The following is a 25,625-nucleotide window of genomic DNA, read 5'->3' on the forward strand; positions in this document are numbered from 1 at the left end:
TCAAAACTCCTGGCCTATCGGCCGTCAGGCGGGAGATGCCGCCAGCATCTCGCGCGCACGTTCGAGGTCTTCCGGCGTGTCGACGCCGAGCGGCACCGAGGCGATGATCTCGACATCGATGCGCATGCCCGCCTCAAGCGCCCGCAACTGTTCCAGCTTTTCGCGCTGTTCCAGTGGCGAGGGGGGCAACGCCACGAAGCGCTCCAGCGCCGCACGCTTATACGCGTAGAGGCCGATATGGTGATAGAGCGGCCCGTCGCCATGGGGGGCCGTGGCACGGGTGAAATAGAGTGCGCGCAGGCGGGTGTCGGACAGCGGCGAGCCGACGACTTTCACCACGTTGGGGTTGCCGCGCTCTTCCTCGCGGACGATCTCGACGCAGAGCGTGGCGATGTCGACGCGGTCGTCCGCCAGCGGGGCGAGGGCGGCGCGGACGCTTTCCCGTTCGATGGTCGGCAAATCGCCCTGCACATTGACGACGAAGCGGGCGCGACGCTGCGGATCGACGATCTCCAGTGCCTCGAAGATCCGGTCGGAGCCGGAGGGATGCTCGGCGCGGGTCATCACCGCCTCGAAGCCGGCGGCGGCGACGGCGGCGAACACCGCGTCGTCATCGACGGCGACCACCACGCGGCCGATATCCGCCTCCGCCGCCCGGCGGGCGACCTGCACGATCATCGGCACGCCGGCGATGTCGGCAAGCGGCTTGCCCGGCAGGCGGGTGGAGGCCATCCGCGCCGGAATGAGGACCAGCGTGTCGTCCTTCATGCCACGCCCGCGCGCAGCAGGTCATGGATGTGGACGATGCCTTGCGGTCGCCGCTGGGAATCCACCACGAAGGCGACGGTGATCTTCTCCGACTGCATCAGCAGCAGGGCGCGCGCCGCCAGCATCGCTTCATCGACGACGCGCGGGCGCTTCGACATCACGGTTTCGACCAGCTGCTGCAACAGGTCCGGCGCCATGTGACGGCGCAGATCGCCATCGGTGATGACCCCGGCGAGGGCGCCGGATCCATCGACGATGCCGACCACGCCGAAACCCTTGCTGGACATGACCAGCAGCGCGTCGCTCATCCGCATGCCGATGGAGATGAGCGGCATCTCCTCGCCCGCATGGGCGATTTCGCCGACCGGGCGCAATTGCGAGCCGAGCTTGCCGCCGGGGTGGAAGATGCCGAAATCCTGCGGCGTGAACCCGCGATGCTCCAGCAGCGCGATGGCGAGCGCATCGCCGACAAGCAACTGCAGGAGGGTCGAGGTGGTCGGCGCGAGGCCGTGCGGACAGGCTTCCGCCACCTGCGGCAGGCTCAGCACCACCGTGGCGTTGCGGCCGAGCGCGCTGTCCTCGCGCGAGGTGAAGGCGATGAGCGGGATGTCGAAGCGCTTGGCGTAGGCGAGCACATTGGCGAGTTCGGCGGTTTCGCCCGACCAGGACAGCAGCAGCAGCGTGTCGTCCGAGGCGATCATGCCGAGATCGCCGTGGCTGGCCTCGGTCGGGTGCACGAAAAAGGCCGGCGTGCCGGTGGAGGCCATGGTGGCCGCGATCTTGCGGCCGATATGCCCGCTCTTGCCGACCCCGGAGATGATCAGCCGGCCCTTGCGGCTCGCCACCAGTTCCACCGCGGCGTCGAAGGCCGTGCGCAGGATCTCGTCGCCGCGGACGAGATCGGAAAGCGTCTCGATCGCTTCGGAGGCCTTGTGCAGCGTGCGCAGCAGCGAGGCGACGCCGGCGCTGTCGGCCCGCTCGGCCGGAAGGGTCCTGTTCAGCATAGACTCACCGTAAGGCGTTCCACCGTGATCCCATCTTCCTATCCGATTTGCACTGCCGCTGCACGGCGTGCCGGAGAGGCGGAGCCGCGCCGATGGCGTGGTCGCGGCCGTTCAATAGCCCTGTTCTCATCGCTTGCCCAGCCAGCTCTGGCGGACGGCTCCCGCTGGGAGATTGTTGCCGGGCGATTGTTGCCGGGCCATACGGGCGGGAATGCGGCATGGAAGATGCTGGGGGAGGATGGCGGCGCATGGACGCTGCTTCGCCACAGATCGATCACACGACCGTCACGTGCTAGTAGCAAGGAAGGCGGCAGCGTGGGTGACGGCGCCCGACCGGATGGAGATCGAGCGGACGATGAGCGATGCAGCCGGATCCCTGCGCGGCGGCCGCCCCGGCGCCGTATCCCTTGCCGGCCTCGGCGAACGCCATGCCCGTCTTGTCCTGGTGCTGCTGTTCTTCGCCTGTGTCCTGCCCGGTTTCTTCACCCTGCCGGTGATCGACCGCGACGAGGCGCGCTTCGCGCAGGCCTCGCGGCAGATGGTGGAGAGCGGCGATTATGTCGCGCCCCGGCTCGGCGACGAATACCGGTTCAAGAAGCCGATCGGCATCTATTGGCTGCAGACGGCCGCGGTGAAGCTCACCGGACTGGCGCCGGACGCGCCGATCTGGGCCTATCGGCTGCCCTCGCTGTTCGCCGCGCTGATCGCCGTGCTGGTGACCCATGCCGTCGGGCTGAGGCTGTTCAACCCACGTGCCGCTTTTTTCGGTGCGGCGCTACTCGCCGCTTCGCTCGTTCTCGGCGCCGAGGCGCGGCTCGCCAAGACCGATGCCACCTTGCTCGCCTTCGCGGTGACCGGGCAATTGGTGCTGGCGCGGCTTCACGGCGCACGGCCGGACGAAAAGGTGCCGCTTGGCTGGGCGCTGCTGTTCTGGGGTGCCATGGGTGGGGGGATCCTGATCAAGGGGCCGATCGTGCCGATGCTGGCCGGATTCACCGTGCTCGGGCTCCTCGCCTGGGAGCGGCGCAGCGCCTGGCTGAAGCCGCTCAGGCCGGCGATCGGCGTGCCGTTCATGCTGTTGATCGTGCTGCCCTGGCTCGTCGCCATCTGGCTCAATACCGGCATGGCCTTCTTCCATGAGGCGGTCGGCAACGATCTGCTCGGCAAGGTGGCGACCGGGCAGGAGTCGCATGGTGCGCCGCCCGGGGCGCATCTCCTCGCCTTCTTCGTCATCTTCTGGCCCGGCGCGGCGCTGGCGGCGATCGCCGCGCCCTGGGTGTGGTCGAGCCGATCGGTGCCGGCGGTGCGCTTCGCCCTGTGCTGGATCGTGCCGTTCTGGATCGCCTTCGAGCTGTTCGCGACCAAGCTGCCGCACTACACCCTGCCGACCTACCCGGCCATCGCGCTGCTGGCCGGCGCTGCCCTCGCTTCCGGACGGCTGACGCCGCCGGCGGGCTGGGCGCGACTGCTGGCGCTGGCCGCCGCCGGCGGCGGCATTCTCGCCGGCATCGGCCTGGTCGTCGTCGTTCACGGGCTGTCGGGCCTGCTGCCGGCCGAGGCTCTGGGCCTGGCCGGGCTCGCCACCGTCATTGGCGGCTTTGCGGCCTATCGGGCGTGGAGCGCGACGCTGGAGACGACCTATCCGCTGCTGATCGCGCAGGCGGTGGTGCTTTATGGGCTCGGCTTCGGTGTGGCGGCGCCGCGTCTCGAGGCGCTATGGGTCTCGCCGCAGATCGCTCGGTCCATTGCCGCCCATGCGCCCTGTGCCGATCCGCAGATCCTCGTCTCCGGGTTCGACGAAGCCAGCACGCTGTTCGTGCTCGGCACCGACACCCGGCATGGAACCGGCGCGGACGCGGCGGATTTTCTCGCCGGGCCGGGCTGCCGGATGGCCGCGGTGACCGATCGCCAGCGAGCGGCCTTCGAGGCGCGCCAAAGCCAGCTCGGGCGGCAGGTGGTGCCGGTCGATACGGTGTCGGGATTCAATCTCGGCAACGGCCGCTGGATGACGCTGCAAATCCTGACCACACCTGCCAACGCAACGAAAGGATCATGAGCATGATGTCGCTGACCATCACGCCGTGGCTCATCGTGGGGTTCATCGGACAGGCGCTGTTCACCGGCCGCTTCCTGGTCCAGTGGATCGCCAGCGAACGGGCGCGCCGCAGCGTGGTGCCTTTCGCGTTTTGGGTGTTCTCCATCGCCGGCGGCGTGACGCTGCTCGCCTACGCGATCTACCGCGAGGATCCGGTGTTCATCCTCGGCCAGGCGGCGGGCCTGCTCATCTATGCCCGCAACATCTATTTCGTGATCCGCGAGCGGCTGGGGCGCACGCCGGTGGTGGTCCCCCGGCCTGAGCACCGCACCGACACCGCCGGCTGACATGCGGCAAGGCGGCTTCGCCCACAGCTTTCGTTAATGTTTTATCTGCGCTTCATCGGCATTTCATCGACCACGCTTTGACTCCGCGCAGGCGAGACAGCGAGGCGGGGGCGATGCGGTCGGCGACGATGCTTAGGGTGCGGTTCAAGACATTCTGCACCGAGAACCGGGTGCTGGCCTGCATCCTTGCGACTTTTCTGCTCTCCGCCGCCTTCATCCTGGTGCCGGATATCGATCTTGCGGTCACTCGTCAGTTCTACGTTCCAGGTGTCGGTTTTCCGCTGGCGCACAACGGCACGCTGCAGGAACTGCGCATGGCGGGCAGCAACGTTCCCGTCACGGTGGCGGTGGTGGTGATCGTCGCGCTGGCGCTGAAGCTGCTGCATCCCTGCCGGCCCTGCCTGCTGCCGCCGCGCTTCTCGCTTTATTTCACCATGCTCTTCCTGCTGGGGCCGGTCGTGCTGGTGAACGGCGTGTTCAAGACCTTCTGGGGTCGCCCGCGGCCGGTGAAGGTAGAGGAGTTCGGCGGTTCCGTGCCATTCATCGACGCCTGGTCCTTCGGCCAGAGCTTCGCACATCGGTCCTTCGTGTCCGGCGAGGCGGCGACGATCGCCTGCCTGCTGCCGCTCGCTCTGTTCGTGCCACGCCCCTGGCGCTGGCGCGTCTTCGCGATGATCGCCACAATCATCGCGATGGTCTCGCTCAACCGCGTCGCCTTCGGCGCGCATTTCCTATCCGATGTCACCATTGCCATCGCGATGGTGCTGACACTGGCGGTCATCCTGCGGCAGATCTTCTATGTCAGCCACGCCGACCTGTTTTCGGATGAACGCCTGGAGAGCGAGCTGAGCCGTTTCGGCCTCGCCGTGCAGGCGAAACTGCGCGGCGATCTCGACGCGGTGGCCGGTGCCATCCGTGACCGGCTGACCCTGTTCAGCCGCGGCGTCCGCCGGCTCGGAACCTAGAGGCTGGCGGTATCGGCCTCGGCCTTGCTGGTCGGGGGAAGAGCCACCGGCCGCAGCGGAATGGCGGCGCCACTATCCTCGGCGATCGGCGGCACAAGGGTGCGTCGCCGCAGCCAGACCACGCCGAACAGGTCGTACGCGCCGACCAGCGCGCGGCCGAAATTGGTGTATTTCGAGGTGCCGGCGACGCGCGGCCGATCATTCACCGGCACATATGCCACCTCGTGGGCGTAGCTGAGGAACAGCGCCGGCAGATAGCGGTGCATGCTGGAAAAATAAGGCAGGCGCAGGAACGCCTCGCGCCAATAGACCTTGATGCCGCAGCCGGTATCTGGGCAATCGTCCTTCAGCAGCCGGGCGCGCAGCCCGTTGGCGAATGTGGAGGCGAAGCGCCGCGAGCCGGTGGCCAGCCGGCGGGCACGCAGGCCCCCCACCAGCGCCGGCCCCTTGCCGCCGGGCGGGGCAAGCTTGGCGAGCAGCGCCGGGATATCAGCCGGATCGTTCTGGCCGTCGCCATCCATGGTGGCGATCACCGGAAAACCGGCGGCGAATATGCCGGTGCGCAGGCCGGCGCTCTGGCCGGCACGGTGGCCGTGGCGTAGATAGCGCAAGCGCGGATGCATCGCCATCAGCGCCTTGATCTCGGCGCGCGTTCCGTCGTCGCTGCAATCGTCAACGACGACCACCTCGCCGAGGATGTCCTCGGGCAGAACGTTGAAGGTTTCCGTAACGAGGCGGCCGATATTGCCGGCTTCGTTATAGGCAGGGATAACCACTGAAACACGCATTGTATCGCAATCTCGACCAGGCCGCCGATACTATCCGGCTTCGATGAAATCAGGATGAAAAGGCAATAAGCATCCAGTTAACGGCGAAAATCAGCACCTCGTCAATTTTCGCAACGTCGTTCGGTCTTCGGCGAAAGCGTCGCAGAAGCGACGGGGATCCGGCCGCGCATCGGCGATGTGTCACGCGCTTCTGCCCGCTCCCGCATGCCGAAAGCGTTACCGGCGGAACTTCGCGGGGAGCCGGATCGTTGCCTGATGCGCGCCCGCGACTGGGCGGGGTGCGCCGAGGCGAGCGGTAACGCAAGGGGGTATGCATGAGCGGCAAGATGGCCAGAAAATCGAACGAGGCGCCGCCCAATGTGACGGTTCACGGCGCCTCGACCCTTGCCGCGGTGACCGTCGACAGCTTCAACGCGCAACTGCGCGACGGTGACGGCTTTCTCGGGGATCGCGCCCGGCGTGCCGCCTTCTTCGAAAGTCTCGCGCGATGGCGTGATCTGACAGAACGTAAGCTTGCGCTGCTCGGAGACATGCCGATCGAGGACATCTCCAAATCCCGCATCGACGAAGCTCTGGAGGGCGGCAAGCCGCATGAACAGGCGCTCGTCCACAGCGCGGTCGAGGACTATGCCCGCGAGCTGTTTGCCGTCATCCGGCGGCTGCTCCGCACCGAAGCCTGGCGCCATACCCAGCGGATCGCCATCGGCGGCGGGCTGAAGGCGGGTCGCTTCGCCGAGATAGCCGTCGCCCGCACCGAATTGCTGGCGCGCGCCGAGGGCATCGAGATCGAGCTGCGGCCCATTCACAATGATCCGGACGAGGCCGGCCTCATCGGGGGGGCGCATCTGGCCCCAAGCTGGATGTTCGCCAGCTTCGACGACATTCTCGCCATCGATATCGGCGGCAGCAATATTCGCTGTGGCATCGTCCGGCTGAATCTCGACAAGGCCGAGGACCTCTCGAAGGCGCGGGTGCGCAGCATGGAGCTATGGCCGCACGCCGAGGAGAAGCTGGGGCGCGACGAGGCGGTGGAGCGCCTGGTGTCGATGCTGAAAAAGCTGATCGGGCAGGCGGAAAAGGAGGGGCTGCGTCTGGCGCCGTTCATCGGCGTCGGCTGTCCCGGCTCGATCGCCGCCGACGGTTCGATCGAGAACGGCGCGCAGAATCTGCCAGGGAATTGGGAGAGTTCGCGCTTTAACCTGCCATCGGCGCTCTGGGAGGCGATCCCTTCCATCGGCGGGCACGAGACGACGGTGACCCTGCATAATGACGCCGTCGTGCAGGGGCTGAGCGAAGTGCCGTTCATGCAGGATGTCGAGCGCTGGGGCGTGCTGACCATCGGCACCGGCCTCGGCAATGCCCGCTTCACCAACCGTGCCCATCCCAATGACGAGCAGAAGGCCGTGCGGCGGCGGCACGCCAACCGGCAGAAGGACAAGGAGTGAGCCGCCCGGCTCGCCGGCAATGACCTCGTGCCGATGTCGGGCGCGGGCCGCCATGTCGCTCTCGGGAAGCGGGGCCGCCATGCCTTTGGAGGCGGCCAATAGAAAGAATGGCGCCGGCGATCACGAGCCGTGTCGCCGGTGCCTCCAGCCAAGTGCCGCCGGATGCCGTCATCACCGACGACATCGCGGCACGGCCGCGAATAGCGCGTCCGCCCTCAGGCGGCCTGCGTCATCCGGAGGTCGACATTGCCGCGGATCTCGACCTCGATCTCGAGGACCGACATCGGCGCGCCGCGCTCCAGGCGGACCTTCACGCTGTCCCGCTCGCAGGGCACGCGCTTGGCGACGGCTGCCAGAATGTCCTCGCGCAGGCTGGACAGCAGGTCGTCGCCACCGATCACCTGACGCTCGTGGGAGAGCAGGATCTGCAGCCGCTCACGCGCCTGCGGCGCGCTTCCATTGGTGAAAAACCGCTTCCATAGCGTCATGCCGCCCTCCGCAGGAACTTGCCGAACAGGCCGAGCTTCTGCTTCGGCACTTCCACCGCCAGTTCCTCGCCTTTCAGACGCCGGGCGGCGTCGTTATAGGCGCGCGCCGGCGCGCTGTCCGGATCATGGATGGAGACCGGCACGCCGAAATTGGACGCCCTCAGCACATCCGGGCTCTCCGGCACGATGCCGAGCAACGGCAGGGAAAGGATCTCCAGCACGTCTTCGGTCTTCAGCATGTCGCCGCGCGAGGCCCGCACGGCATCGTAGCGGGTGAGCAACAGGCGCTTGTCGACGGTCTCGCCACGCTCCGCCTTCAGCGTCTTGGAATCGAGGATGCCGACGATGCGGTCGCTGTCGCGCACCGAGGAGACCTCGGGATTGGTGACGACGACGGCAATGTCGGCGTGGCGCATCGCAAGCGTCGCGCCGCGCTCGATGCCGGCGGGGCTGTCGCAGATGACCCAGTCGAAATGACGGGAGAGATCCTCGATGACCTTGTCGACGCCCTCTTCCGTCAGCGCGTCCTTGTCGCGGGTCTGCGAGGCCGGCAGCAGGAACAGCGAATCCAGGCGCTTGTCCTTAATCAGCGCCTGCGGGAGCCGGGCATCGCCCTGGATGACGTTGACGAAGTCATAAACCACGCGCCGCTCGGCTCCCATGATGAGATCGAGATTGCGCAGGCCGACGTCGAAATCGACGACGACCACCTTGTCGCCGGTCCGCGCCAGCGCGGCACCGAGCGCGGCGGTCGTCGTCGTCTTGCCGACGCCGCCCTTGCCCGATGTGACAGTAATGATCTTTGCCATGCCTCGCTCCTAAAGTGCGGCAAGCCGCAACGCGTCATCCTCGGTCCATACCCGCACCGGCCGGCCACGGAGGCTGGCGTCGATGTCTTCGGCCGTCCGGTAGATACCGTCGACGGCAATCAGTTCGGCCTCCATCTTCGTGCAGAAGATGCGGGCCTTGGCGCCGAAGGTCGCGCCGGCAATTGCCCGGCCCGCCAGAGCGCCATACACGTGGATCGAACCACCGGCGATGATCTCGGCGCCGGCGCCGACCGATCCGACGATGGTCACGTCGCCTTCCAGGCAGACGATCGACTGGCCGGACCTGACGCGCTGCTCGATGACCATGTTCACCGGCTCCGCCGGCTCGGCCGACTTGCGCGGCGCTTCCGGCACGGCGACCGGCTCGTCCGGAATGGCGACGGTGGCGTCGCGTCCGCCGCGCAGCAGAGGCGGCATCGACGCATCGACCATGCTGGGGCGTATGCCTTCGAGCCCGATAAGGCGCACGCCGCGTGTCGCAAGCTCGCCGATCCAGCGTTCGACCTCGGCCTTGCTGGCCGCGGTGCCCACCATGTCGAGAACGACCGTCCGCCCGGTGAAGAAGCCCGGCGAGCGCTCCAACCAGATGTCGAAATCGGCGAGCCACTGCTGGAGCGGTACATCGGCCACGAGCGTCATCGCCATGAACGAGCGGCCGCGAAAGCGGATGGACGGGCCGGAGCGGCTGACAGCATTCACCGTGCGAATCTCCTCTAGTCGGGATAGATTCAGTTAATCTTGGTTAACGGCCGGTTAATGCGGCGTGCTGCGGCCGCGCGGCTGTGGATGGTTGCCGGCGCTGGATTTGGCCGGGTCCCGCCTCTCGAATGAAGTGAGAACGTGAGGCGGGTATGTACTCGCCCGTTTCGGTGGTCTGCTGGCGGCTGCGGTCAATTTGGCCGGGCGCGCTGCGATCCCTTTTGCGCTGCATGATCGCCGCGGATTGTCCACAGGCCGAGCGTGTGGTAAGAACTCCGGCATTGAAGCTGCGAACCAGGGAGGGGCGCGAATGACGATCATATTCCGTTTGCCCGTCCCGGCCGGGATTTCGCGCCGCTAGTTCGGCCGCCCTCGCATCCGAGGCCCGCCTGAGCTTCCAACCTCCCCGCTGAGCTATCCCTCTCGCAGGAGAGGCGCGCCCGCCGCGCCTGCCGATTCAATGTCGTTCTCTTCCGATCGCGGCGCCGAGGCGCTGCGCAATGTGCTTGCCTTCACCTTCCAGCATTGGACGCGCCACTGGCGGCTTGCCGCCGCCATCGCCGCCAGCATCGTCGTGGCGACGGTGACGGAGGTTTTCGTGCCGCTGTTCGCCGGCAGGCTGGTGGATGCGTTGACCGCCGGTCCCGCCGAGGCGGCTGCCGCGCTGGAAGCGTTTCTGGTCATGGCCGGGCTCGGCCTCGGCATGGTGGTGCTGCGTCATCTCGCCTGGTGGGGCGTGGTGCCGCTGACCCTCGACATCATGGCCGATGTGGTGCGCGAGACCTTCCATCGCGTGCAGCGCTTCTCATCGGACTGGCACGCCAACAGTTTCGCCGGCTCCACCGTGCGCAAGATCACCCGCGGCATGTGGGCGCTCGATGTCATTAACGACGTGCTGCTGCTGTCCCTGCTGCCCTCGGTGGTGGTGCTGGCCGGCACGGTGGTGCTGCTGATGCTGCATTGGCCGGTGATGGGGCTGGTCATGGCCATCGGGGCGCTGGCTTATGGGGCGATGACGATCGCGCTGGCGACGCGTGTCGTGGCGCCTGCGGCGCGATTGTCGAATGCGTGGGATACCCGCATCGGCGGACTGCTCTCGGACACGCTGGGCGCCAACCAGGTGGTGAAGGCATTCGGTGCCGAGGCCCGGGAAGATGTGCGGCTCGGTGTCGTCGTGGCGCGCTGGCGCCGCCGGGTGCACCGGACATGGATGCTGGCGACCTGGAGCGCCAGCGGCGAGTTCGCTCTGCTCTGGGTGGTGCGCACCGCCGTCACGGGCACGGCGCTGTGGCTGTGGTGGCAAGGCCGCGCCACCCCGGGCGATGTTACCTATGTGCTGACGACCTATTTCGTCGTGCACGGCTATCTGCGCGAGATCGGGCAGCACGTGCACAACCTGCAGCGCGCGGTGAACGACATGGAGGAGATGGTCGAACTGCACGCGCTGGCGGCCGGCGTGGCCGACCGGCACGAGGCCCGCCCGCTGGCGCTGCGCGGCGGCGAGGTTCGCTTCGAGCGGGTTACGTTCCACTATGGCCGTCACGCCGCGCCGTTGTTCCATGACCTCGACGTGGTGATCCCGGCGGGGCAGCGCGTCGGCCTTGTCGGGCCTTCCGGCTCCGGCAAGACCACCTTCGTGAAGCTGCTGCAACGCCTCTACGACGTCAGTTCCGGCCGGGTGACGATCGACGGCCATGACGTGCGCGAGGTGGCACAGGCCTCGCTGCGCCAGCAGATCGCCATCGTGCCGCAGGAGCCGGTGCTGTTCCACCGCACGCTGGCGGAGAACATCGCCTATGCACGCCCGGACGCCAGCCAGGAGGAGATCGAGCGGGCGGCGCTTCTGGCCAATGCGCATGATTTCATCACGCGGCTGCCAAAGGGCTACCGCACACTGGTGGGCGAGCGTGGCGTCAAGCTCTCCGGCGGCGAGCGACAGCGGGTCGCCATTGCGCGCGCCTTTCTCGCGGATGCGCCGGTTCTCATCCTCGACGAGGCGACGTCGAGCCTCGATTCCGAGTCGGAGGCGGCGATCCAGCAGGCGATGGAACGGCTCATGGAAGGGCGGACGGCGCTCGTGATCGCGCACCGGCTGTCCACGGTGCAGGCGATGGACCGTATTCTCGTGTTCGAGCACGGCCGCATCGTCGAGGATGGCCGGCATGCGACATTGCTGGCGAAAGCCGGCGGGCGCTACCGGCGGCTGTTCGAGCGCCAGACCGGCGTGCTGGCGGAGGCGGATGGCGCACGGGCCGGCGACATGCAACCGGTGCGGTAGGCAGGGATGCGCCTTGCGGTGCTCCTGCCACCAGAGCCATTCCGGTGAAATCAGGTTCACCGGAATGGCTCCAGCTCTCTGCTTCTCCGCAATTCTTCCGCAAAACCGCGGCGCGGTCTTGCGGGGAATTGCTCTAGGGGCGGCCGGGCAGGACGAACACCGTCAACTGGCCGCCCAATGCCGTGTAGCTGCTGAGGGCCGCATAGGCATCCTTCGCTCCCGAGCCGGCATTCGGATCGGTGAGGCCGGCAGCGAGGCCGATGCCTGCCCAGCCGCCGACGCCGGAGAGGACGGCGATATATTGCCGGCCGTGATGCTCATAGGTCATGACGTTGCCGACAATGCCGGACGGCGTCTTGAACCGGTAGAGTTCCCGGCCGCTCGTGGCGTCGACGGCCTTCAGGTACCCTTCCAGCGTGCCGTAGAACACGACGCCGCCGGCGGTGGCGAGCGCCCCGGACCAGACCGAGAACCGCTCGGGAATCGACCAGACAATGCGCCCCTTCACATTGTCCCAGGCGACGAAGTTTCCGGTCCGGCCGTCGCCGCCGGGAGCGGGGTACATGTTGAGGGTGGCGCCGACATAGGGCTGGCCGGACGCATAATCGACGTGAAACGGCTCGTAATCCATGCACATGGAGCTGGTGGGCACGTAGAACAGGCCGGATACAGGTGAATAGGCGGCGGGCTGCTGGTTCTTGGCGCCGATCGCCGCCGGGCAAATGCCGGGATAGGTGACGTCCTCGCCTTCCGCCTCGGTGCCGTATTTTGGATCGAGCCGCGGCCGGCCATAGGTCGGGCTCGCTTTGTCCATGTCGATGCCAGTCGCCCAGTTCACGTGCGGGTCGAATTTCTTGGCGACCAGCAGGTCGCCGGTTTGCCGGTCAAGCGTATAGGCGAAGCCGTTGCGGTCGAAATGAGTGAGCAGGTGCCGGGGCTGGCCGTCGACCCTCTGGTCGGTCAGGATCATCTCGTTGACGCCGTCATAGTCCCACTGGTCGTGCGGCGTCATCTGGTAGACCCAGCGCGCGACGCCGGTATCGGCATCGCGGGCGAAGATGGCGTTCGACCATTTATTGTCGCCGGGCCGTTGCGAGGGATTCCACGTGCCGGGATTGGCGCTGCCGTAATAGACGAGATTGAGCCCGGGATCATAGGCGAACCAGCCCCAGGGGGCGCCGCCGCCGATCGTCCATTGCTCGCCTTCCCAGCTATGGAGCGAGGAATCCTTGCCCACCGGCTTGCCAAGTTCCGTGGTCTTCTCGGGATCGATCCGCATCTCGGCGTCGGGGCCGGTGGAATAGGCACGCCAGGCCAGCGTGCCGTCCTTCATATTGTAGGCGCTCATATGTCCGCGCGCGCCGAACTCGGCGCCGGCGATGCCGACGATCAGCTTGTCCTTCACCGGCATCACGGTGGCGGTGTTGGATTCGCCCTTTTTCGGGTCGCCGTTCTTCACCGACCATCTCACGGCACCGGTCTTCGCATCGAGGGCGACGAGGGTGGTGTCCGCCTGGCCGAGGAAGACCATGCCCTGTGCATAGGCGAGGCCGCGATAAACGAGGTCGCAACACATGATGGCTGCGACGTCCCGCTCCTGCTGCGGTTCGTATTTCCACAGGATACGGCCATCGTGATCGAGGTCGAGGGCGTAGATGATGTTGGGAAACGGCGTATGGACGTACATGATCCCGTCGACGACCAGTGGACTGCCCTCGTGTCCCCTCAGCACGCCGGTAGAGAAGGTCCATGCCACCTGCAGCTGGCCGACATTGCCGGCGTTGACCCGATCCAGCCGTGAATAGCGGGTGTTGGCATAGTCCAGCGTCTGGAGGACCTGACCAGCTGGATCGGAAATCCGCCTCAACACGTCGTCACTGGCCGTTGCCTGCGCCGATCCGGCGACCAGCGCGACGACAGCCATGGCAAACGATTTTATGGCAAACGATTTCGCGGTCATGCTCGTCCTCCTGCGCCGTCCTAAAGGCGTCGGGCGGGCCATTGCCATCGACCCGAGAGCCGATGGAACCGATACCATGAGCGCCCGGTGCGAGGGCAATCCGCAGCGTCGGACGGCCCGGGTTCCGATCCGGCCGGGGCGCACTTCTCCGGATATCTGGCCGTCACCATCCATCCGCCACATGCGTTTGCTTCCCGAACCAATTTGCATTTGGTTTGAGTAGGAGCCTCTTCGCGAGTGCTATCCGCGCTGCAAATTCGTGTGAGATCGCGTCGGTTGCGGTCCCACATCGGCAAGTTGTCGGCGCTAGGGGCTTACAGTTGCTGACGGAGGGCGATATTGGCGCATTGACCGGGAAATTAGACCAATATATAACCAAAGAATAATAGGTTGGAAAAATCCAACAGCGGGTCAGCCAATGGCCGGTACGATGTCGCGCGTCAGCGCGCCTGGGAGGAAGCCAAATGTCCATCATGTTCAATCGGCGCCATGTCCTGCTTGCTGGGGCCGGTGCTGCCTTCGCCTCGCTCGCGCCTGCCGCGCAGGCGGCGGGCTATCCCGACAAGCCGCTGCAGGTGCTGATCCCGACCGGGGAAGGCGGTGGCGTCGATCAGGCCGCGCGCGCCTTCAATCGTATCTGGAGCAAATATCTCGGCGCGAACTTCGAATATTCCTACTTCCCCGGCGCGTCCGGCCAGGTGGGCTATGAGGTCTTCGTCTCGAAGCGCGAAGCGGACGGCTACAATATTCTCTTCGGGAATATCGGCCCCGAGATGATCATGTATGCCACCCAGAAGGTGAAGTACAAATATCCGGAAGATTTCGTCTATCTCGGCAGCATGGATGTCGACGATTCGGTGATCTGGGTCGGTGCGGGCAGCAAGTTCAAGACGATCCAGGATATGGTGGAGGAGGGCAAGAAGCGCGAGATCACGCTTTCCACCAGCCGCCTCCCGCATCCCTCGACCATCGGCGCCCTCGCGCTCGCCGAGGCCACCGGCATGAAGGTGCGGATGATTCCCTATGGCGGCGGCGGTCCCGCCCGTTCGGCGGCGATCACCGGCGAGGTCGATGGTTGCGCCACCTTCCTGTCGTCTTCGCTCGGCCTCGGCGATCAGGCCCGCTTCCTCACTGTGTTCAATGAGACCAACCGCGCGCCGGAGCTGACCAACAATGCGCCGCCGGTGAACCAGGCGCTTGGCACCAAGATCCCGCAAATGTCCGGCCAGCGTGCCATCGCCATTCATGCCAAGACGGTGGAGGCCTATCCCGACCGGGTGAAGAAGCTTGCCGAGACCTTCAAGCAGGTCTTCGCCGATCCCGACTACAGGGCGGTGGCGGAAAAAGCCGGCACGCCCTGGGAGTTCATCCAATATGGCGACGCGGCGTCCTGTCAGGAGTCGGCGAAGGAGTTCGTGGAACTCGCCGAGCGCTACCGTCCGCTTCTCTCCGCCACGAAGTGACGCCACGCCGGGCTCGCGCGGCGAGACTGTGCCGGCTCTCAGGCAGGATCTCAACCATGAATGACGACCGCAACGGCAAGGTCGCGACCGGTGCCGACTGGATCATCCCGATTCTCGGTGCCGCCTTCGCGACCTATTATCTGATCTCCATCAAGGACCTCGACTGGGAAGCCAAGGTCTCCGGCGTGTTCTGCGCCGTGGTGCTGTTCCTGCTGATCGGCATCTTCGCGCTGAGGACGGCGATCGGCCTCGCGCGCGGCACGCACTATCTCGAGCTGACCAGCCTTTATGAGGACCGGAAACTCGCCATTGTGCGCGGTTCGCTGTTCGGCCTCACCGTCGCCTCGGTGGCGGTGATCCCCTGGGCCGGCTTCACGCTAAGCACGTTCGGCTTTCTCTTTGCCGGCTTCCTGTGGCTGCAACGCATGAACGTTCGGGCCGCGGCCATCACCGCCGGCTCGCTCGCCCTGTTCGGCTATGTGCTCTTCATCCTGATCCTGCGGACCTCGTTTCCACAGGGCCCCTTCGAGCGCCTCGTCTCGGCCCTGACCGGCCTCTGAGCCCGGCAGAAAGCCGTTGCGGACGGGAGGTCCGATATGAATCTCAGCCTGAGCCTGCTCTCCGACCAGTTCCTGCTGAACTTCAGCTATCTATGGCTGATCGTCATCGCTACCACCATCGGCATCATCATCGGCGCCATGCCGGGTTTCGGCTCGGCCAATACCATCATCATGCTGCTGCCCTTCACGCTGGCGGTGGATGTCGAGGTGGCGATGATCTTCATGGTCTCGCTGTTCGTCGCCTCGCATATGGGCGGCGGCATCACCTCGATCCTGCTCAACATTCCCGGCAATGGCGGCTCGGCGGCCACCTGTCTCGACGGCTATCCGATGGCGCGCAAGGGGCTCGGCCAGCAGGCGCTGGTGCTGTCCTTCGTCGCCTCGACGGTCGGCGGCATGGTCACCGCGCTGATGTCGATCTTCCTGCTCCCCTATATTGCGCGCCTTGCCTTCTACATGCACAGCGTCGAGATGGTGGTGATCCTGCTGTTCGGCATCACGCTGATCGCCTCGGTCGCTTCCGACAACATGCTGAAAGGGCTGATCGCCGGCTTTCTCGGCCTGCTGATCGGGGCGATCGGCGCCGACCACATCTATTCGACGCCGCGCGGCACCTTCGGCTTCATCGAGCTCTATGACGGCGTGCCGCTGATCGCGGTGCTGATCGGCGTCTTCGCCATCTCCGAAGCGCTGATCATGATGGAGAGCACCTCGGTGCTCAGCGACACCGGCCGGCAGATGATGCAGCAGTCCAGCTGGAAGGAGACCTGGGAAGGCGTGGTCATGTCGTTCCAGCGTACCTGGCACATGATCTGGACCGGCATCATCGGGCTGATCATCGGCATCGTGCCGGGGGCTGGTGCCTCCATTGCCGCCTTCGTCGCCTACCAGCAGTCGCGGCTCTACTCCAAGACGCCGGAGGAATACGGCAAAGGCATCCCGGAAGGCGTGATCGCGCCGGAATCCGCCAATAATGGTTGCGCATCTGGCGATCTCATCCCGCTCTTGGTGATCGGCGTGCCCGGCGGCACCACGGCCGCGGTGATGCTGATCGTGATGACCTATCACGGCGTGCAGCTCGGCCCGCGGCTGTTCATCCAGAATCCCGGCCTCGGCTATGGCGTCTTCATCACCATGCTGGTGGCCTATGCGGTGATGTTGTTCACCACCCTGCCGCTCACCCGCTGGGTGTCGAAGCTGGTGCTGATCCCGACCCCGGTGCTGGCGCCGATCATCATCGCCTTCACCCTCGTCGGCGCCTTCGCGCCGCGCGGCTACATGTTCGATCTCTGGCTGACCCTGCTGTTCGGGGCCATCGGCTATGTCTGCCGCAAGACTGGATTCAACGTGGTGGCATTGCTGATCGGGGTGATCCTCGGGCCGATGCTGGAGGCGAACGTCATGCGGGCGCTGCGCATCAGCGGCAACGACCCCTGGGTGTTCTTTTCCTCGCCGGTCGGAAACATATTGTGGGCGGCGCTTGCCTTCTCGCTGGCCATCCCCTCCATCGTTCAATGGCGCCGCAATCGCGCCGCCGCGCGCGTGGCCGCCGCATGAACGCGCACCTTCCGGCCGGGCCGCTGCACAGCGCCAACATCACGCCTCTCGCCCGGCTGGATATTCCGGGCGGCGGGGAGGTGGTGGTGAAGGATGGCTATGCCTTCATCGGCCACATGTCGCCGCCATTGGGCACCAGCATCTACGATGTGCGCGACCCCGCCCGGCCGCGTCTCGTGGCGGCGCTCGCTCCGCCGGACGGCTATTCCCACACCCACAAGGTGAAGGTCGCCGGCGACCTGATGATCACCAATGTCGAGCGGCATCGCCGGCACTTCTATCGCAAGGGCGAGCGGATCGAGGCGGTGACGGGTGAACTCACCACCCACCTCGGACGGGTGCCGACACCGGATGAGATCGCGCGCGCGCTGGGTGTCGCCGCCGATGAGATCGCGGATCTTCGCGCCGGCTTGTCGCGGGGCTATGGCGAGGGCGGCTTCCGCGTGTGGGACATCCGCGATCCGGCCAATCCGCGCGAACTCGCCTATGTCCGCACCGGCGGCATCGGCGTGCACCGCTTCGACATGGACGAGCGCTACGCCTATATCTCCACCGAGATGGACGGATATGTCGGCAATATTCTTGTCATCTACGACCTCGCCGATCCGACGAGGCCGCGTGAGGTTTCGCGCTGGCATCTTCCTGGCCAACATGTCGCCGGCGGCGAAACACCGGCATGGTCGGGGCAGCGTCATCGGCTCCATCATGCGTTGCGCGTCGGCGACGTGATGTGGGCATCCTGCTGGTATGCCGGCGCTTATGCGATCGACGTGTCGGATATCGCCCGGCCGCGGACGCTCGGCAGCTTCAATTATCATCCCCCCTTTCCCGAGCCGACGCACACCTTCTTCCGCCTCGCATCGCCGATCGCCGGGCGCGACATCGCATTGATGATCGATGAGGAGCACGACCATGTGCCCGGCCAGCCGCATGCCTTTCTGTGGGTGATGGATGCGGGCGATCCCGCCGCGGTGAAGCCCCTCTCCACATTCCACCTGAGCGAGGCCGACAGCCCCTATGCGCGCGCCGGCGGGCGCTTCGGCGCGCATCAGTTCCAGGAGCAGCAGATCGGCAGCCTGGTCTTCGCGACATGGTTCGCCGGCGGGTTGCGGGTGATCGACCTTGCCGATCCGGAAACCCCCCGCGAAGTCGGGCATTTTATTCCACGGCCGGCCAATGGCCATGCCAGCCCGCAGAGCAATGACGTCGATGTCGATGGCCGTGGCATCGTCTATGTCATCGACCGCGACCGAGGCTTCGATATCTTCGCGTTCAAAGGGTGAGTGCCTGACGCCATGTGCGAGGATTGTCTGGATGAGGAAGCCGAGACGCTTGCCGGACAAAATCCAGAGCAGCTCGCTTTGGCCGCACGGCACATCGAGCGCGACATGCTTGGCGCGCCGGTCGCGGCTTCTGCTTGGGACATCTATTTCGGCAAGATCACCGGGGCGGTCGATTGGCGCTCGATGGAGCGCATAGCACGCTGCGTAGAGGCGGCGCAGGTTTTGCTCGGGATGCAGCCTCTGCGGGACTGAGCGGCGACGACCGATGCACGATGCCGGAAGATGGCCAGCACAGCGCTCGCGTCTGCGCCATGGCTATAGACCGGCCGATGTGGCGATCAACGCGCGTCACCTGAAGGAATGAGGCTGGCCGGGAGCGCAACTCGCAAATAGCTCCGCTCTGCGGGCCGGATTTCGACCAGGCCGCGGTGTAGGCTGGCCATTCCTATGCTAATCCGTCGATGCTCCAAGCGCGCTTTCGCCCGGGGCCCGCGCCGGTACATGAACGGTCACCTCGTTGCCGTCTTTGAGGGCATTCGAGGCCGCTGCGACGGCGGCTTCGAATGCGGCCTCCTTCGTTGCGTAAGTCATTCCAGCCTTGCCGCCATACACGACATGCCACGCGCCTTCGCGACCCGCAATCTCATAGACGTCATGCCCTTCGCGATGTTCAAGGCGAACCGTACCGCGCTCCTGAACACCGCCCGGCGTTTCGGTCGTGGTTAGGAATACTTCATCCATCGGCGCTCTCCTCTGGTATGCCAGGGATCAACGCAGAGGGCAGCGCAGGGTTCCGAAATAACGCCGTTCGGTACAGTTCCGGGGGTCGATCAAGGTGAGGCCGTTGCCCGCGCCGGCGCGCCTTCAGCCGCGGTAACTCTTCGCGCCACGGTTCTGACGAACGTTTCCGCTGAGTAGCCGTTCAGCCGTCCAATACCGTCAACCCAAATGCCAAGTATCACAAAGGACCGAGACTCGGCGATGTAATTATACTCGGTAGGAAGCTGATCGAGCGTCGTCAGTCTCGTCGTGAACGCGCGTGTCTGATTAGGGGCGCCGAAGCTCACAAAGCGGACATATGCATGCCGCGATAGAGGGATATTCGTACGATCGGTCGAATCAAGCATCCCACCTCTCCCTTATGAGGGAAGGATCACATGTGATTCGGCAGCTGCCAAGTTACCCGCCGTTCTCAACAGCAGAAAAATCTTAAAATTCTATGACGCTGTGGTTCCTCAATGGGTGGGCCAGATGCTGTCCGGCTGATGAAGCCGCCTTGCGGGGCTATTGCCGCGGTCCAATCCTGCCGCGGCGAGCGGCAACGGTAACGGCAGGGGGTCTGGAATGGAGGTGCAGCGGCTATACGCGCGGCAACTCTTTGACGAGGCGCCGGATGTCGTTGAGCGCCAGTACCTTCCCGCCATGCGGCGTGTATCCGGTCGGAATACGCACGTGCCAGGCGGGATTTTCGTCGATCATTTCCGCTGCTTCCAAGAGCGGAACTTTCAAGTCGCCTTCGCGAATGGTCATCACTTTGACCATGCTCTTGAGCGTGAGATCAGGCATTGATTCCTCCCGGGTACTTGATGCTTTTTCAGCTACCTTCGCATGCCGATTGCCAATCGGCTAGGAGGCTCGGTAGGGCAGGGCGCATCGGGGCGTGCAAGACCAGCGGGAAGGTCTCCCCGGCTTGGGCAATCATCTTTTCCGATCGTGGGCCTCTCCCGTCGTTTACGCCTGCCGCGGTTCACAGGCGCCGCTGCGCGGGCCATGCATTTACGTCAGTGGCCGGACTCTTCATGCCGCGCTTGGAATGTCACCCGTGATCGCGGTCAGGGTTTTGTCCTTGGACATGGTGGCTGGCGTGCGTCTCCGCCGACGCGCGTCACTTGCAGGGTTCATTCTTGCACTCCGAATAGCCGTAATCGGGTATTCTGGTGGCAGCCGATAGTTTCGCTCTTCTGCGCGGACGAATGGCGGGTGGGGGTGGGCTGGTCAGCAGCGCTGAGATCTCAACCCGATCTTGTGACGTTGTGCAACTTTTGCGTATAAAATGTAAATTTTAATCGCATAAGATGCAGGTCGATGCGATAACTGATACCGAGAAGAGGTCCCGATGCGAGCAATCGCAGCAGAAATAGACGCTGCTATCACCAAGCTAATGGCGGCCGCGACCGCAGAGCGAGAGCAACGTGCGTCGGATGCCGGCTTGGAGGGGTCTGGCGAACTCGATCCGTTCAGTACGGCCCTGCTCGAGGCCGTTTTCACCGCGCTCAATGGCATTAAAGCCAGCCTGATCGACACATCCCAATCTACCGAAGTGTCCAAGCGCCACGCAGCCGAGAGTTGAGCGGTGACGTGCATTGAGGTCATTCCGACCAGTTTGTCTCGTTCCCTGCATGCGGGTGCCGGCAAGTTCGTGTCGATGCGAATTGGCCGGGCTCAAGCGCTGTTAGGCTTTCCGGAGGAGGCCGGCAGCGTCGCAAAGAGGTCGCGCTCCTGCCCTGGGCGATGCCTTGAACGTCACCGACATCACAACGCAGGACGTGTTTCGCGTGCTCGACCAGCCGTTTGAAGACGGTACCTTGTGGGAAAAGAGGACCGAAACGGCGTCCCCTGCGTTCCCGGATAGATGAATTCGAGCACGATCCGCGCTTGGTGCGGGAGAAACTGCGCACTCGAGAGCCGAGGAGACACCTCGAACTGGCGAATCCCCATGCGTTGCGGGCATGGCCAAGGCGAGGCAGCTGAGAAGCGGGCGAGGGCAGCATTCGCCGCCTGACAGAACAGAATAGATCTGCAGTGTGCGCCGGTAACCAAAAGACCGCGATTCGAGGTCACTGCTGTCCTCGGTCTGGAGCAGGTCGAACCGGCAATTCATTGGACTGAAACCGGATCACTCAAGAGAGGCAGCCAAGCCGCTCCACGTCGGCTTTCGGCTCCGGGATCGAATGGATGTGTACGCATCAAAGGAAGGCATTAAGGGCTGAGCGTCCCCGTCGCCGCGCCAAAAGGTGAAGAACGTTATCAATCCGGCGATTCAAGGTGGTGCTAGGTGGTGCCGTATCGTTCTATTTGTTGGTTGATTTTCGATCCTCTGTGCGTACCATTTTGTACAGATAAAGGGAATTATTCACGTATAAATGTCTTATTTTAAGATAAAATATATAAAACTCGGAGGAGTCGGAGTGTGGATCCACCTCTTGTGGTAGATTTGGATGGGACGCTTGTTCGAACGGATATTCTATTTGAGTCTTTTTTTCTTCTTTTGTCTTCATCTCCCTGGAAAGCTATTGAAGCGATAGCGGCGCTGCCGCGGGGGCGGGCGGCGCTGAAATCGCAGATCGCGAACCAGGCGGCGCTCGATTTCACTGCACTACCGTTCAATGACGATGTGCGGAACTTCGTCGAGACCGAGCACAGGCGAGGCCGGAAGATCTATCTGGCCTCGGCTACCGACGAGCGTTACGTACGGGCGGTCGCCGACGGCATGGGCATCTTTGATGGCGTGTTCGGTTCCAACGGCACTCTCAACCTGGCCGGCAGCGTCAAGGCGACCTCTCTCTGCGAGGCGTTCGGGGCGGGTGGGTTCGACTATATTGGCGATGCGTCGGTAGACGAGGATGTGTGGCGAAAAGCACGCAACGTCTATGTAGCGGACGCTCGGCCTTCGCATCTGGCGGAAATACGCATATGGGCTCCTAATGCGCAGGCCATCGGCATGAGGCGTGTGCAGATCGAGGACTATCTGCGTGCCATCCGCATCCATCAATGGCTGAAAAATCTTCTGGTCTTCGTGCCAGCGATCGCAGCCCACGAACTGGTGGCAGAACTCGGAGCTGTCCTCCTCGCCTTCCTGAGCTTCAGCCTCTGCGCCTCCAGCGTTTATATTCTCAATGACCTCCTCGATCTCAAGAACGACCGCGCGCATAGCCGGAAGAAGAACCGTCCCTTTGCATCGGGCCGCGTTCCCATCCTTCACGGTGTTCTTCTGTTTCCTCTTCTATTGCTTGGTTCGCTCGTACTGGCGCTTTTCCTGCCCTTCGAATTCCTGCAAGCGCTCGTGGGGTATTATGCCCTGACGTGCGCTTATTCATTTTATCTCAAGAAAAAGCTGCTGATAGACGTCACCGTGCTCGCCTGCCTCTATGGAAGCCGCCTATGGGCGGGGGCGGCGGCGATCGGAGCGGCGCTGTCACCATGGCTGATTGCCTTTGCGATCTTCATCTTCTTCTGCCTGGCACTGGTGAAGCGATGCTCCGAGCTGATCGATAGGCTGCAGAAGTCCAAGCAGGATCCCGCCGGCCGCGCCTATAGGCTGGGCGATCTGCCGGCATTGCAATTCATGGCCGCGGCGTCCGGAGCCGTATCGCCGCTCGTTCTGGCGCTCTATCTCAACAGCGAGTCGGTCCGCGCGCTATACACCTATCCGGATCGGCTCTGGATCGTCTGTATCATTCTGCTGTTCTGGATCAGCCGGGTGCTGCTGCTGACCCAACGCGGCGAGATGCATGACGACCCGGTGGTGTTCGCCGCCACGGACCGGACCAGCCTCCTCAGCGCCGCGGCTTGCTCCGGCGCCATCTTGATCAGCATCTAGATGACGCCCGCCCGGCGTATCGCCGCGCTCTACGCACTGTTCGCAGTGCTGGCGATCAGCATGAATCTCGCTGCGCAATGGTGCGTGCTGCGCATCGCCGCCTTGGCCAATGTGGAGGGATGGCCGGGAGTGTTTCTCGCTTTGGCTTTCGGGACCGGTGTCGGGCTTGTTGCCAAATATTGCCTCGACAAGCGCTACATCTTCCGGGATTCCTCGACGGGCGCGGCCGCCCATGCGCAGAAATTCCTGCTCTATGGCGCGACCGGCCTGGTGACCACGGCCATCTTCTGGGCGGCCGAAATCATCGGGTCCCTGATCGATCCCGAAGGAGCCAGCTTGTATATCGGCGGGGCGCTCGGACTGATGGTGGGCTATGCCATGAAATACCGGCTCGACAAGGCCGTCGTTTTCGACGCGCCTTCCCTGGATGCGTCTCGTCCGGAGGAACGTCCGGCATGAAGCTCTCGGGATGGGGACGCTATCCGTGGGTTGAGGTCTTGCCGGAGGAGCCCCGCACCGACACCGAAATCTGCGCGCACCTCGCATGCGCGCCCAGCCTCATCGCCCGCGGTAATGGTCGCTCCTATGGCGATGCCGCCCTCAACGAGTCTTGTGTGCTCGACATGCGGCACATGAGCCGGCTGGTCGCCTTCGACGAGGGCAGCGGCTTCATGGTCTGCGAGGCGGGTGTCCTGCTGTCGGACCTCGTGGCACTTTTCGTCCCGCGCGGCTGGTTCGTGCCGGTGACGCCCGGCACGCGCTTCGTCACCATCGGCGGCATGGTGGCGGCGGATGTGCATGGCAAGAACCACCACGTCGCCGGTTCATTCGGCGATCATGTCCGCTGGCTCGACCTCATGCTGGCCGACGGCCAAATCATGCGTTGCTCCCGCCAGGAGAACGTCGGGCTTTTCAACGCCACGCTTGGGGGTATGGGGTTGACCGGCGTCATTCTCCGGGTCGCCTTCGCCCTGCAGCGGATCGAGACCGACCTGATCGCACAGCGGCTGCTGAAGGCGGCGTCCCTCGACGAGGCGATGGATCTTTTCGAGTCGAACGACGCGGCAACCTACTCCGTGGCGTGGATCGACTGTCTGGCATCGGGGGGACGGCTGGGGCGGTCATTGATCACGCTGGGCGAACATCTGCCGAGATCCGCGCTGCCGCCCACACGGGAGGGGCGGCCCTTCGCGGACGTCCCGCGGCAAAGGCTGGCGATGCCTGTGTCCAGTCCCGCCTGGGTGATGAACAGGCGGTCGGTCGCCACCTTTAATGCCCTCTATTACGCCCGCGGGCGGCCAGGCGAGCGCATCGTGTCGCTTGCCTCCTATTTCTATCCACTCGATGCCATTGGTGCGTGGAACCGACTATATGGCCGGAACGGCTTCGTGCAATACCAGTTCGTGCTGCCGAAGGCGGCAAGCCGTGAAGGGCTGCGCGCCGTGCTCGATCGGGTAGCGGCGGCGGGTGCCGGATCGTTCCTGGCGGTACTGAAGCTGTTCGGCGCGGCGAGGTACCGCGCCGGCTCCCTGTCGTTTCCGCGAGAAGGATACACGCTGGCGCTGGACTTTCCCGTCTCGACGGGCACTTTCAAGCTGCTGGAGCAACTCGACGTCATCGTGGCCGCTTTCGGCGGCCGGCTCTATCTCGCCAAGGATGCGCGCAGCGGTGCCGCCATGCTGGCGGGCTATGACCAGTTGGATACCTTTCGCGTCTTGCGCGAGCGCTTGGATCCGGTGCGGCGCCTCTCTTCGCTTCTCTCCCGGAGGTTGGGCCTATGAATGCATCCGGCACCGCATATGGGGCGGGGTCGCTCATGCTGGTGGTTGGTGGCACCTCCGATATCGGGCGCGCCATCGCGCACCGACATGCGGCGGCGGGTGGCGCCCTGATCCTCACTGCGCGCGAAACGGCCCGCCTCGAGCCGGATGCGCAGGACATCCGCCTTCGCTACCGTACGGAGGTGACAGTCGTCGGGTTCGACCTTCTCGCCCTTGAAACTCATGCCCGTCTGCTCGACGAGCTGCCGGCGCTGCCTGACATTGTGGTCTGTGTGGCCGGCCTGCTCGGCGACCACGCCGTCTCCCGAGGCGACCCGATCGCCGCCAAGCTCGTCATGGAGACCAACTACGTCGCGCCGGCCCTGCTTCTTGGCCTGGTGGCCAATCGGTTTGAGGCCCGCGGCCGAGGGGTGATTGTCGGCATCAGTTCGGTCGCCGGGGAGCGAGGACGGGCCTCGAACTATGTTTACGGTTCGGCCAAGGCGGGTTTTACCGCGTTTCTCTCAGGCCTCAGGGCGAGGCTGTCGCGCACCTCTGTTCGAGTGGTGACAATCAAGCCCGGCTTCGTTGCCACGCGCATGACGGCGGGCTTCAAGCTGCCGCCCGTCCTCACCGCACAGCCCGAGGAGGTCGGCGCTGCGGTGGCGGCCGCCATACGGAGGCAGAAGGACGTCGTTTATGTCCGCTCGATCTGGCAGCCCATAATGACGGTCATTCGTTACATGCCCGAGACAATATTCAAGAGGATGAAATACTAGCCGGATACTTTGGAGC

24 protein-coding genes are annotated in these 25,625 nt (G+C 64.7%); 15 read left to right on the top strand and 9 right to left on the bottom strand.

Features of this window, described 5'->3' with window-relative positions:
- Positions 1-24 precede the first annotated feature (24 nt).
- Complete coding sequence (locus tag J2X65_RS04990; RefSeq protein ID WP_310198877.1) at positions 25-768, bottom strand: 3-deoxy-manno-octulosonate cytidylyltransferase; 744 nt, start codon at positions 766-768, stop codon at positions 25-27.
- Positions 765-1,772, bottom strand: a complete 1,008-nt coding sequence (locus J2X65_RS04995; RefSeq protein ID WP_310198880.1) for a KpsF/GutQ family sugar-phosphate isomerase — start codon at positions 1,770-1,772, stop codon at positions 765-767. The genes J2X65_RS04990 and J2X65_RS04995 overlap by 4 nt, the downstream gene beginning before the upstream one ends.
- 355 nt (positions 1,773-2,127) lie before the next feature.
- On the opposite strand from J2X65_RS04995, the gene J2X65_RS05000 reads away from it, so the two are divergent.
- From J2X65_RS05000 to J2X65_RS05010, 3 genes are all read left to right on the top strand, one after another.
- Positions 2,128-3,828, top strand: a complete 1,701-nt coding sequence (locus J2X65_RS05000) for a glycosyltransferase family 39 protein (protein ID WP_310198883.1) — start codon at positions 2,128-2,130, stop codon at positions 3,826-3,828.
- Positions 3,825-4,154: a lipid-A-disaccharide synthase N-terminal domain-containing protein gene (locus J2X65_RS05005; RefSeq protein WP_310198887.1), complete on the top strand. Its 330-nt coding sequence runs from the start codon at positions 3,825-3,827 to the stop codon at positions 4,152-4,154. Before J2X65_RS05000 ends, J2X65_RS05005 begins: the two co-directional genes overlap by 4 nt.
- A 137-nt stretch (positions 4,155-4,291) precedes the next feature.
- Complete coding sequence (locus tag J2X65_RS05010; protein ID WP_310198889.1) at positions 4,292-5,119, top strand: phosphatase PAP2 family protein; 828 nt, start codon at positions 4,292-4,294, stop codon at positions 5,117-5,119.
- Here the strand turns inward: J2X65_RS05010 and J2X65_RS05015 are convergent.
- Positions 5,116-5,907 carry a glycosyltransferase family 2 protein gene (locus J2X65_RS05015; RefSeq protein ID WP_310198891.1) on the bottom strand — a complete coding sequence of 264 codons (792 nt, stop codon included), beginning with the start codon at positions 5,905-5,907 and terminating at the stop codon, positions 5,116-5,118. The two genes, J2X65_RS05010 and J2X65_RS05015, sit on opposite strands and share 4 nt — an antisense overlap.
- A 314-nt stretch (positions 5,908-6,221) precedes the next feature.
- On the opposite strand from J2X65_RS05015, the gene J2X65_RS05020 reads away from it, so the two are divergent.
- A complete protein-coding gene (locus tag J2X65_RS05020) occupies positions 6,222-7,352 on the top strand; it encodes an ROK family protein (protein WP_310198894.1) in 1,131 nt (376 codons plus the stop codon).
- A gap of 215 nt (positions 7,353-7,567) precedes the next feature.
- On the opposite strand, the gene minE is transcribed toward J2X65_RS05020, so the two are convergent.
- From minE to minC, 3 genes are read right to left on the bottom strand one after another with little or no spacing between them, the layout of a single operon-like run.
- Positions 7,568-7,840, bottom strand: a complete 273-nt coding sequence (gene minE, locus J2X65_RS05025) for a cell division topological specificity factor MinE (RefSeq protein WP_310198898.1) — start codon at positions 7,838-7,840, stop codon at positions 7,568-7,570.
- Positions 7,837-8,649, bottom strand: coding sequence for a septum site-determining protein MinD (minD, locus tag J2X65_RS05030; RefSeq protein WP_310198901.1), 813 nt, complete (start codon positions 8,647-8,649; stop codon positions 7,837-7,839). Before minD ends, minE begins: the two co-directional genes overlap by 4 nt.
- Before the next feature lie 9 nt (positions 8,650-8,658).
- Positions 8,659-9,369 (bottom strand): septum site-determining protein MinC, encoded by a 711-nt coding sequence (gene minC, locus J2X65_RS05035; RefSeq protein ID WP_310198904.1) that lies wholly within the window; start codon positions 9,367-9,369, stop codon positions 8,659-8,661.
- A 460-nt stretch (positions 9,370-9,829) separates the two neighbouring features.
- Here minC and J2X65_RS05040 point away from each other — a divergent pair, with 460 nt between their 5' ends.
- Entirely contained in the window at positions 9,830-11,647 is a 1,818-nt protein-coding gene (locus J2X65_RS05040) for an ABC transporter ATP-binding protein (RefSeq protein WP_310198906.1), read from the top strand.
- Positions 11,648-11,780: 133 nt separating this feature from the next.
- Here the strand turns inward: J2X65_RS05040 and J2X65_RS05045 are convergent, their stop codons facing one another.
- Complete coding sequence (locus J2X65_RS05045) at positions 11,781-13,571, bottom strand: methanol/ethanol family PQQ-dependent dehydrogenase (RefSeq protein WP_310199388.1); 1,791 nt, start codon at positions 13,569-13,571, stop codon at positions 11,781-11,783.
- Positions 13,572-14,071: 500 nt separating this feature from the next.
- Between J2X65_RS05045 and J2X65_RS05050 the strand changes: the two genes are divergently transcribed.
- Genes J2X65_RS05050 through J2X65_RS05070 form a run of 5 tightly spaced genes read left to right on the top strand, consistent with a single transcriptional unit; the run spans position 14,072 to position 18,722 of the window.
- Positions 14,072-15,070: a tripartite tricarboxylate transporter substrate-binding protein gene (locus tag J2X65_RS05050; RefSeq protein ID WP_310198909.1), complete on the top strand. Its 999-nt coding sequence runs from the start codon at positions 14,072-14,074 to the stop codon at positions 15,068-15,070.
- A gap of 56 nt (positions 15,071-15,126) precedes the next feature.
- Positions 15,127-15,630 (top strand): hypothetical protein, encoded by a 504-nt coding sequence (locus J2X65_RS05055; RefSeq protein ID WP_310198911.1) that lies wholly within the window; start codon positions 15,127-15,129, stop codon positions 15,628-15,630.
- A gap of 36 nt (positions 15,631-15,666) precedes the next feature.
- The gene (locus J2X65_RS05060) at positions 15,667-17,187 is read left to right on the top strand and encodes a tripartite tricarboxylate transporter permease (RefSeq protein WP_310198914.1); all 1,521 of its coding nucleotides are present in this window, start codon (positions 15,667-15,669) and stop codon (positions 17,185-17,187) included.
- Positions 17,184-18,470, top strand: coding sequence for an RNA polymerase subunit sigma-70 (locus tag J2X65_RS05065; RefSeq protein ID WP_310198917.1), 1,287 nt, complete (start codon positions 17,184-17,186; stop codon positions 18,468-18,470). Before J2X65_RS05060 ends, J2X65_RS05065 begins: the two co-directional genes overlap by 4 nt.
- Entirely contained in the window at positions 18,471-18,722 is a 252-nt protein-coding gene (locus J2X65_RS05070) for a hypothetical protein (RefSeq protein WP_310198920.1), read from the top strand.
- A gap of 198 nt (positions 18,723-18,920) precedes the next feature.
- Here the strand turns inward: J2X65_RS05070 and J2X65_RS05075 are convergent, their stop codons facing one another.
- Together J2X65_RS05075 and J2X65_RS05080 are read right to left on the bottom strand one after the other, a co-directional pair.
- Positions 18,921-19,211, bottom strand: coding sequence for a hypothetical protein (locus J2X65_RS05075; protein ID WP_404977665.1), 291 nt, complete (start codon positions 19,209-19,211; stop codon positions 18,921-18,923).
- A gap of 618 nt (positions 19,212-19,829) precedes the next feature.
- Positions 19,830-20,036: a hypothetical protein gene (locus J2X65_RS05080; protein ID WP_310198923.1), complete on the bottom strand. Its 207-nt coding sequence runs from the start codon at positions 20,034-20,036 to the stop codon at positions 19,830-19,832.
- A 550-nt stretch (positions 20,037-20,586) separates the two neighbouring features.
- Between J2X65_RS05080 and J2X65_RS05085 the strand changes: the two genes are divergently transcribed.
- From J2X65_RS05085 to J2X65_RS05105, 5 genes are all read left to right on the top strand, one after another.
- Positions 20,587-20,820, top strand: a complete 234-nt coding sequence (locus J2X65_RS05085) for a hypothetical protein (RefSeq protein ID WP_310198926.1) — start codon at positions 20,587-20,589, stop codon at positions 20,818-20,820.
- An 813-nt stretch (positions 20,821-21,633) separates the two neighbouring features.
- Positions 21,634-23,070 (top strand): UbiA family prenyltransferase, encoded by a 1,437-nt coding sequence (locus tag J2X65_RS05090; protein WP_310199392.1) that lies wholly within the window; start codon positions 21,634-21,636, stop codon positions 23,068-23,070.
- The gene (locus tag J2X65_RS05095) at positions 23,071-23,529 is read left to right on the top strand and encodes a GtrA family protein (protein ID WP_310198929.1); all 459 of its coding nucleotides are present in this window, start codon (positions 23,071-23,073) and stop codon (positions 23,527-23,529) included.
- Positions 23,526-24,851: an FAD-binding oxidoreductase gene (locus J2X65_RS05100; RefSeq protein ID WP_310198931.1), complete on the top strand. Its 1,326-nt coding sequence runs from the start codon at positions 23,526-23,528 to the stop codon at positions 24,849-24,851. Before J2X65_RS05095 ends, J2X65_RS05100 begins: the two co-directional genes overlap by 4 nt.
- Positions 24,848-25,609 (top strand): SDR family oxidoreductase, encoded by a 762-nt coding sequence (locus tag J2X65_RS05105; protein ID WP_310198935.1) that lies wholly within the window; start codon positions 24,848-24,850, stop codon positions 25,607-25,609. The genes J2X65_RS05100 and J2X65_RS05105 overlap by 4 nt, the downstream gene beginning before the upstream one ends.
- Positions 25,610-25,625 lie beyond the last annotated feature (16 nt).

Origin of the sequence: Ancylobacter sp. 3268, assembly GCF_031456575.1 — a bacterium.
Lineage (GTDB): Bacteria > Pseudomonadota > Alphaproteobacteria > Rhizobiales > Xanthobacteraceae > Ancylobacter.

Bases quoted from the DNA above. Each gene is read 5' to 3' on its own strand.
- J2X65_RS04990 (WP_310198877.1), bottom strand. From the start codon at position 768: ATGAAGGACGACACGCTGGTCCTCATTCCGGCGCGGATGGCCTCCACC.
- J2X65_RS04995 (WP_310198880.1), bottom strand. From the start codon at position 1,772: ATGCTGAACAGGACCCTTCCGGCCGAGCGGGCCGACAGCGCCGGCGTC.
- J2X65_RS05000 (WP_310198883.1), top strand. From the start codon at position 2,128: ATGAGCGATGCAGCCGGATCCCTGCGCGGCGGCCGCCCCGGCGCCGTA.
- J2X65_RS05005 (WP_310198887.1), top strand. From the start codon at position 3,825: ATGAGCATGATGTCGCTGACCATCACGCCGTGGCTCATCGTGGGGTTC.
- J2X65_RS05015 (WP_310198891.1), bottom strand. From the start codon at position 5,907: ATGCGTGTTTCAGTGGTTATCCCTGCCTATAACGAAGCCGGCAATATC.
- J2X65_RS05020 (WP_310198894.1), top strand. From the start codon at position 6,222: ATGAGCGGCAAGATGGCCAGAAAATCGAACGAGGCGCCGCCCAATGTG.
- minE (WP_310198898.1), bottom strand. From the start codon at position 7,840: ATGACGCTATGGAAGCGGTTTTTCACCAATGGAAGCGCGCCGCAGGCG.
- minD (WP_310198901.1), bottom strand. From the start codon at position 8,649: ATGGCAAAGATCATTACTGTCACATCGGGCAAGGGCGGCGTCGGCAAG.
- J2X65_RS05040 (WP_310198906.1), top strand. From the start codon at position 9,830: ATGTCGTTCTCTTCCGATCGCGGCGCCGAGGCGCTGCGCAATGTGCTT.
- J2X65_RS05045 (WP_310199388.1), bottom strand. From the start codon at position 13,571: ATGGCTGTCGTCGCGCTGGTCGCCGGATCGGCGCAGGCAACGGCCAGT.
- J2X65_RS05050 (WP_310198909.1), top strand. From the start codon at position 14,072: ATGTCCATCATGTTCAATCGGCGCCATGTCCTGCTTGCTGGGGCCGGT.
- J2X65_RS05055 (WP_310198911.1), top strand. From the start codon at position 15,127: ATGAATGACGACCGCAACGGCAAGGTCGCGACCGGTGCCGACTGGATC.
- J2X65_RS05060 (WP_310198914.1), top strand. From the start codon at position 15,667: ATGAATCTCAGCCTGAGCCTGCTCTCCGACCAGTTCCTGCTGAACTTC.
- J2X65_RS05065 (WP_310198917.1), top strand. From the start codon at position 17,184: ATGAACGCGCACCTTCCGGCCGGGCCGCTGCACAGCGCCAACATCACG.
- J2X65_RS05075 (WP_404977665.1), bottom strand. From the start codon at position 19,211: ATGGATGAAGTATTCCTAACCACGACCGAAACGCCGGGCGGTGTTCAG.
- J2X65_RS05080 (WP_310198923.1), bottom strand. From the start codon at position 20,036: ATGCCTGATCTCACGCTCAAGAGCATGGTCAAAGTGATGACCATTCGC.
- J2X65_RS05085 (WP_310198926.1), top strand. From the start codon at position 20,587: ATGCGAGCAATCGCAGCAGAAATAGACGCTGCTATCACCAAGCTAATG.
- J2X65_RS05095 (WP_310198929.1), top strand. From the start codon at position 23,071: ATGACGCCCGCCCGGCGTATCGCCGCGCTCTACGCACTGTTCGCAGTG.
- J2X65_RS05100 (WP_310198931.1), top strand. From the start codon at position 23,526: ATGAAGCTCTCGGGATGGGGACGCTATCCGTGGGTTGAGGTCTTGCCG.
- J2X65_RS05105 (WP_310198935.1), top strand. From the start codon at position 24,848: ATGAATGCATCCGGCACCGCATATGGGGCGGGGTCGCTCATGCTGGTG.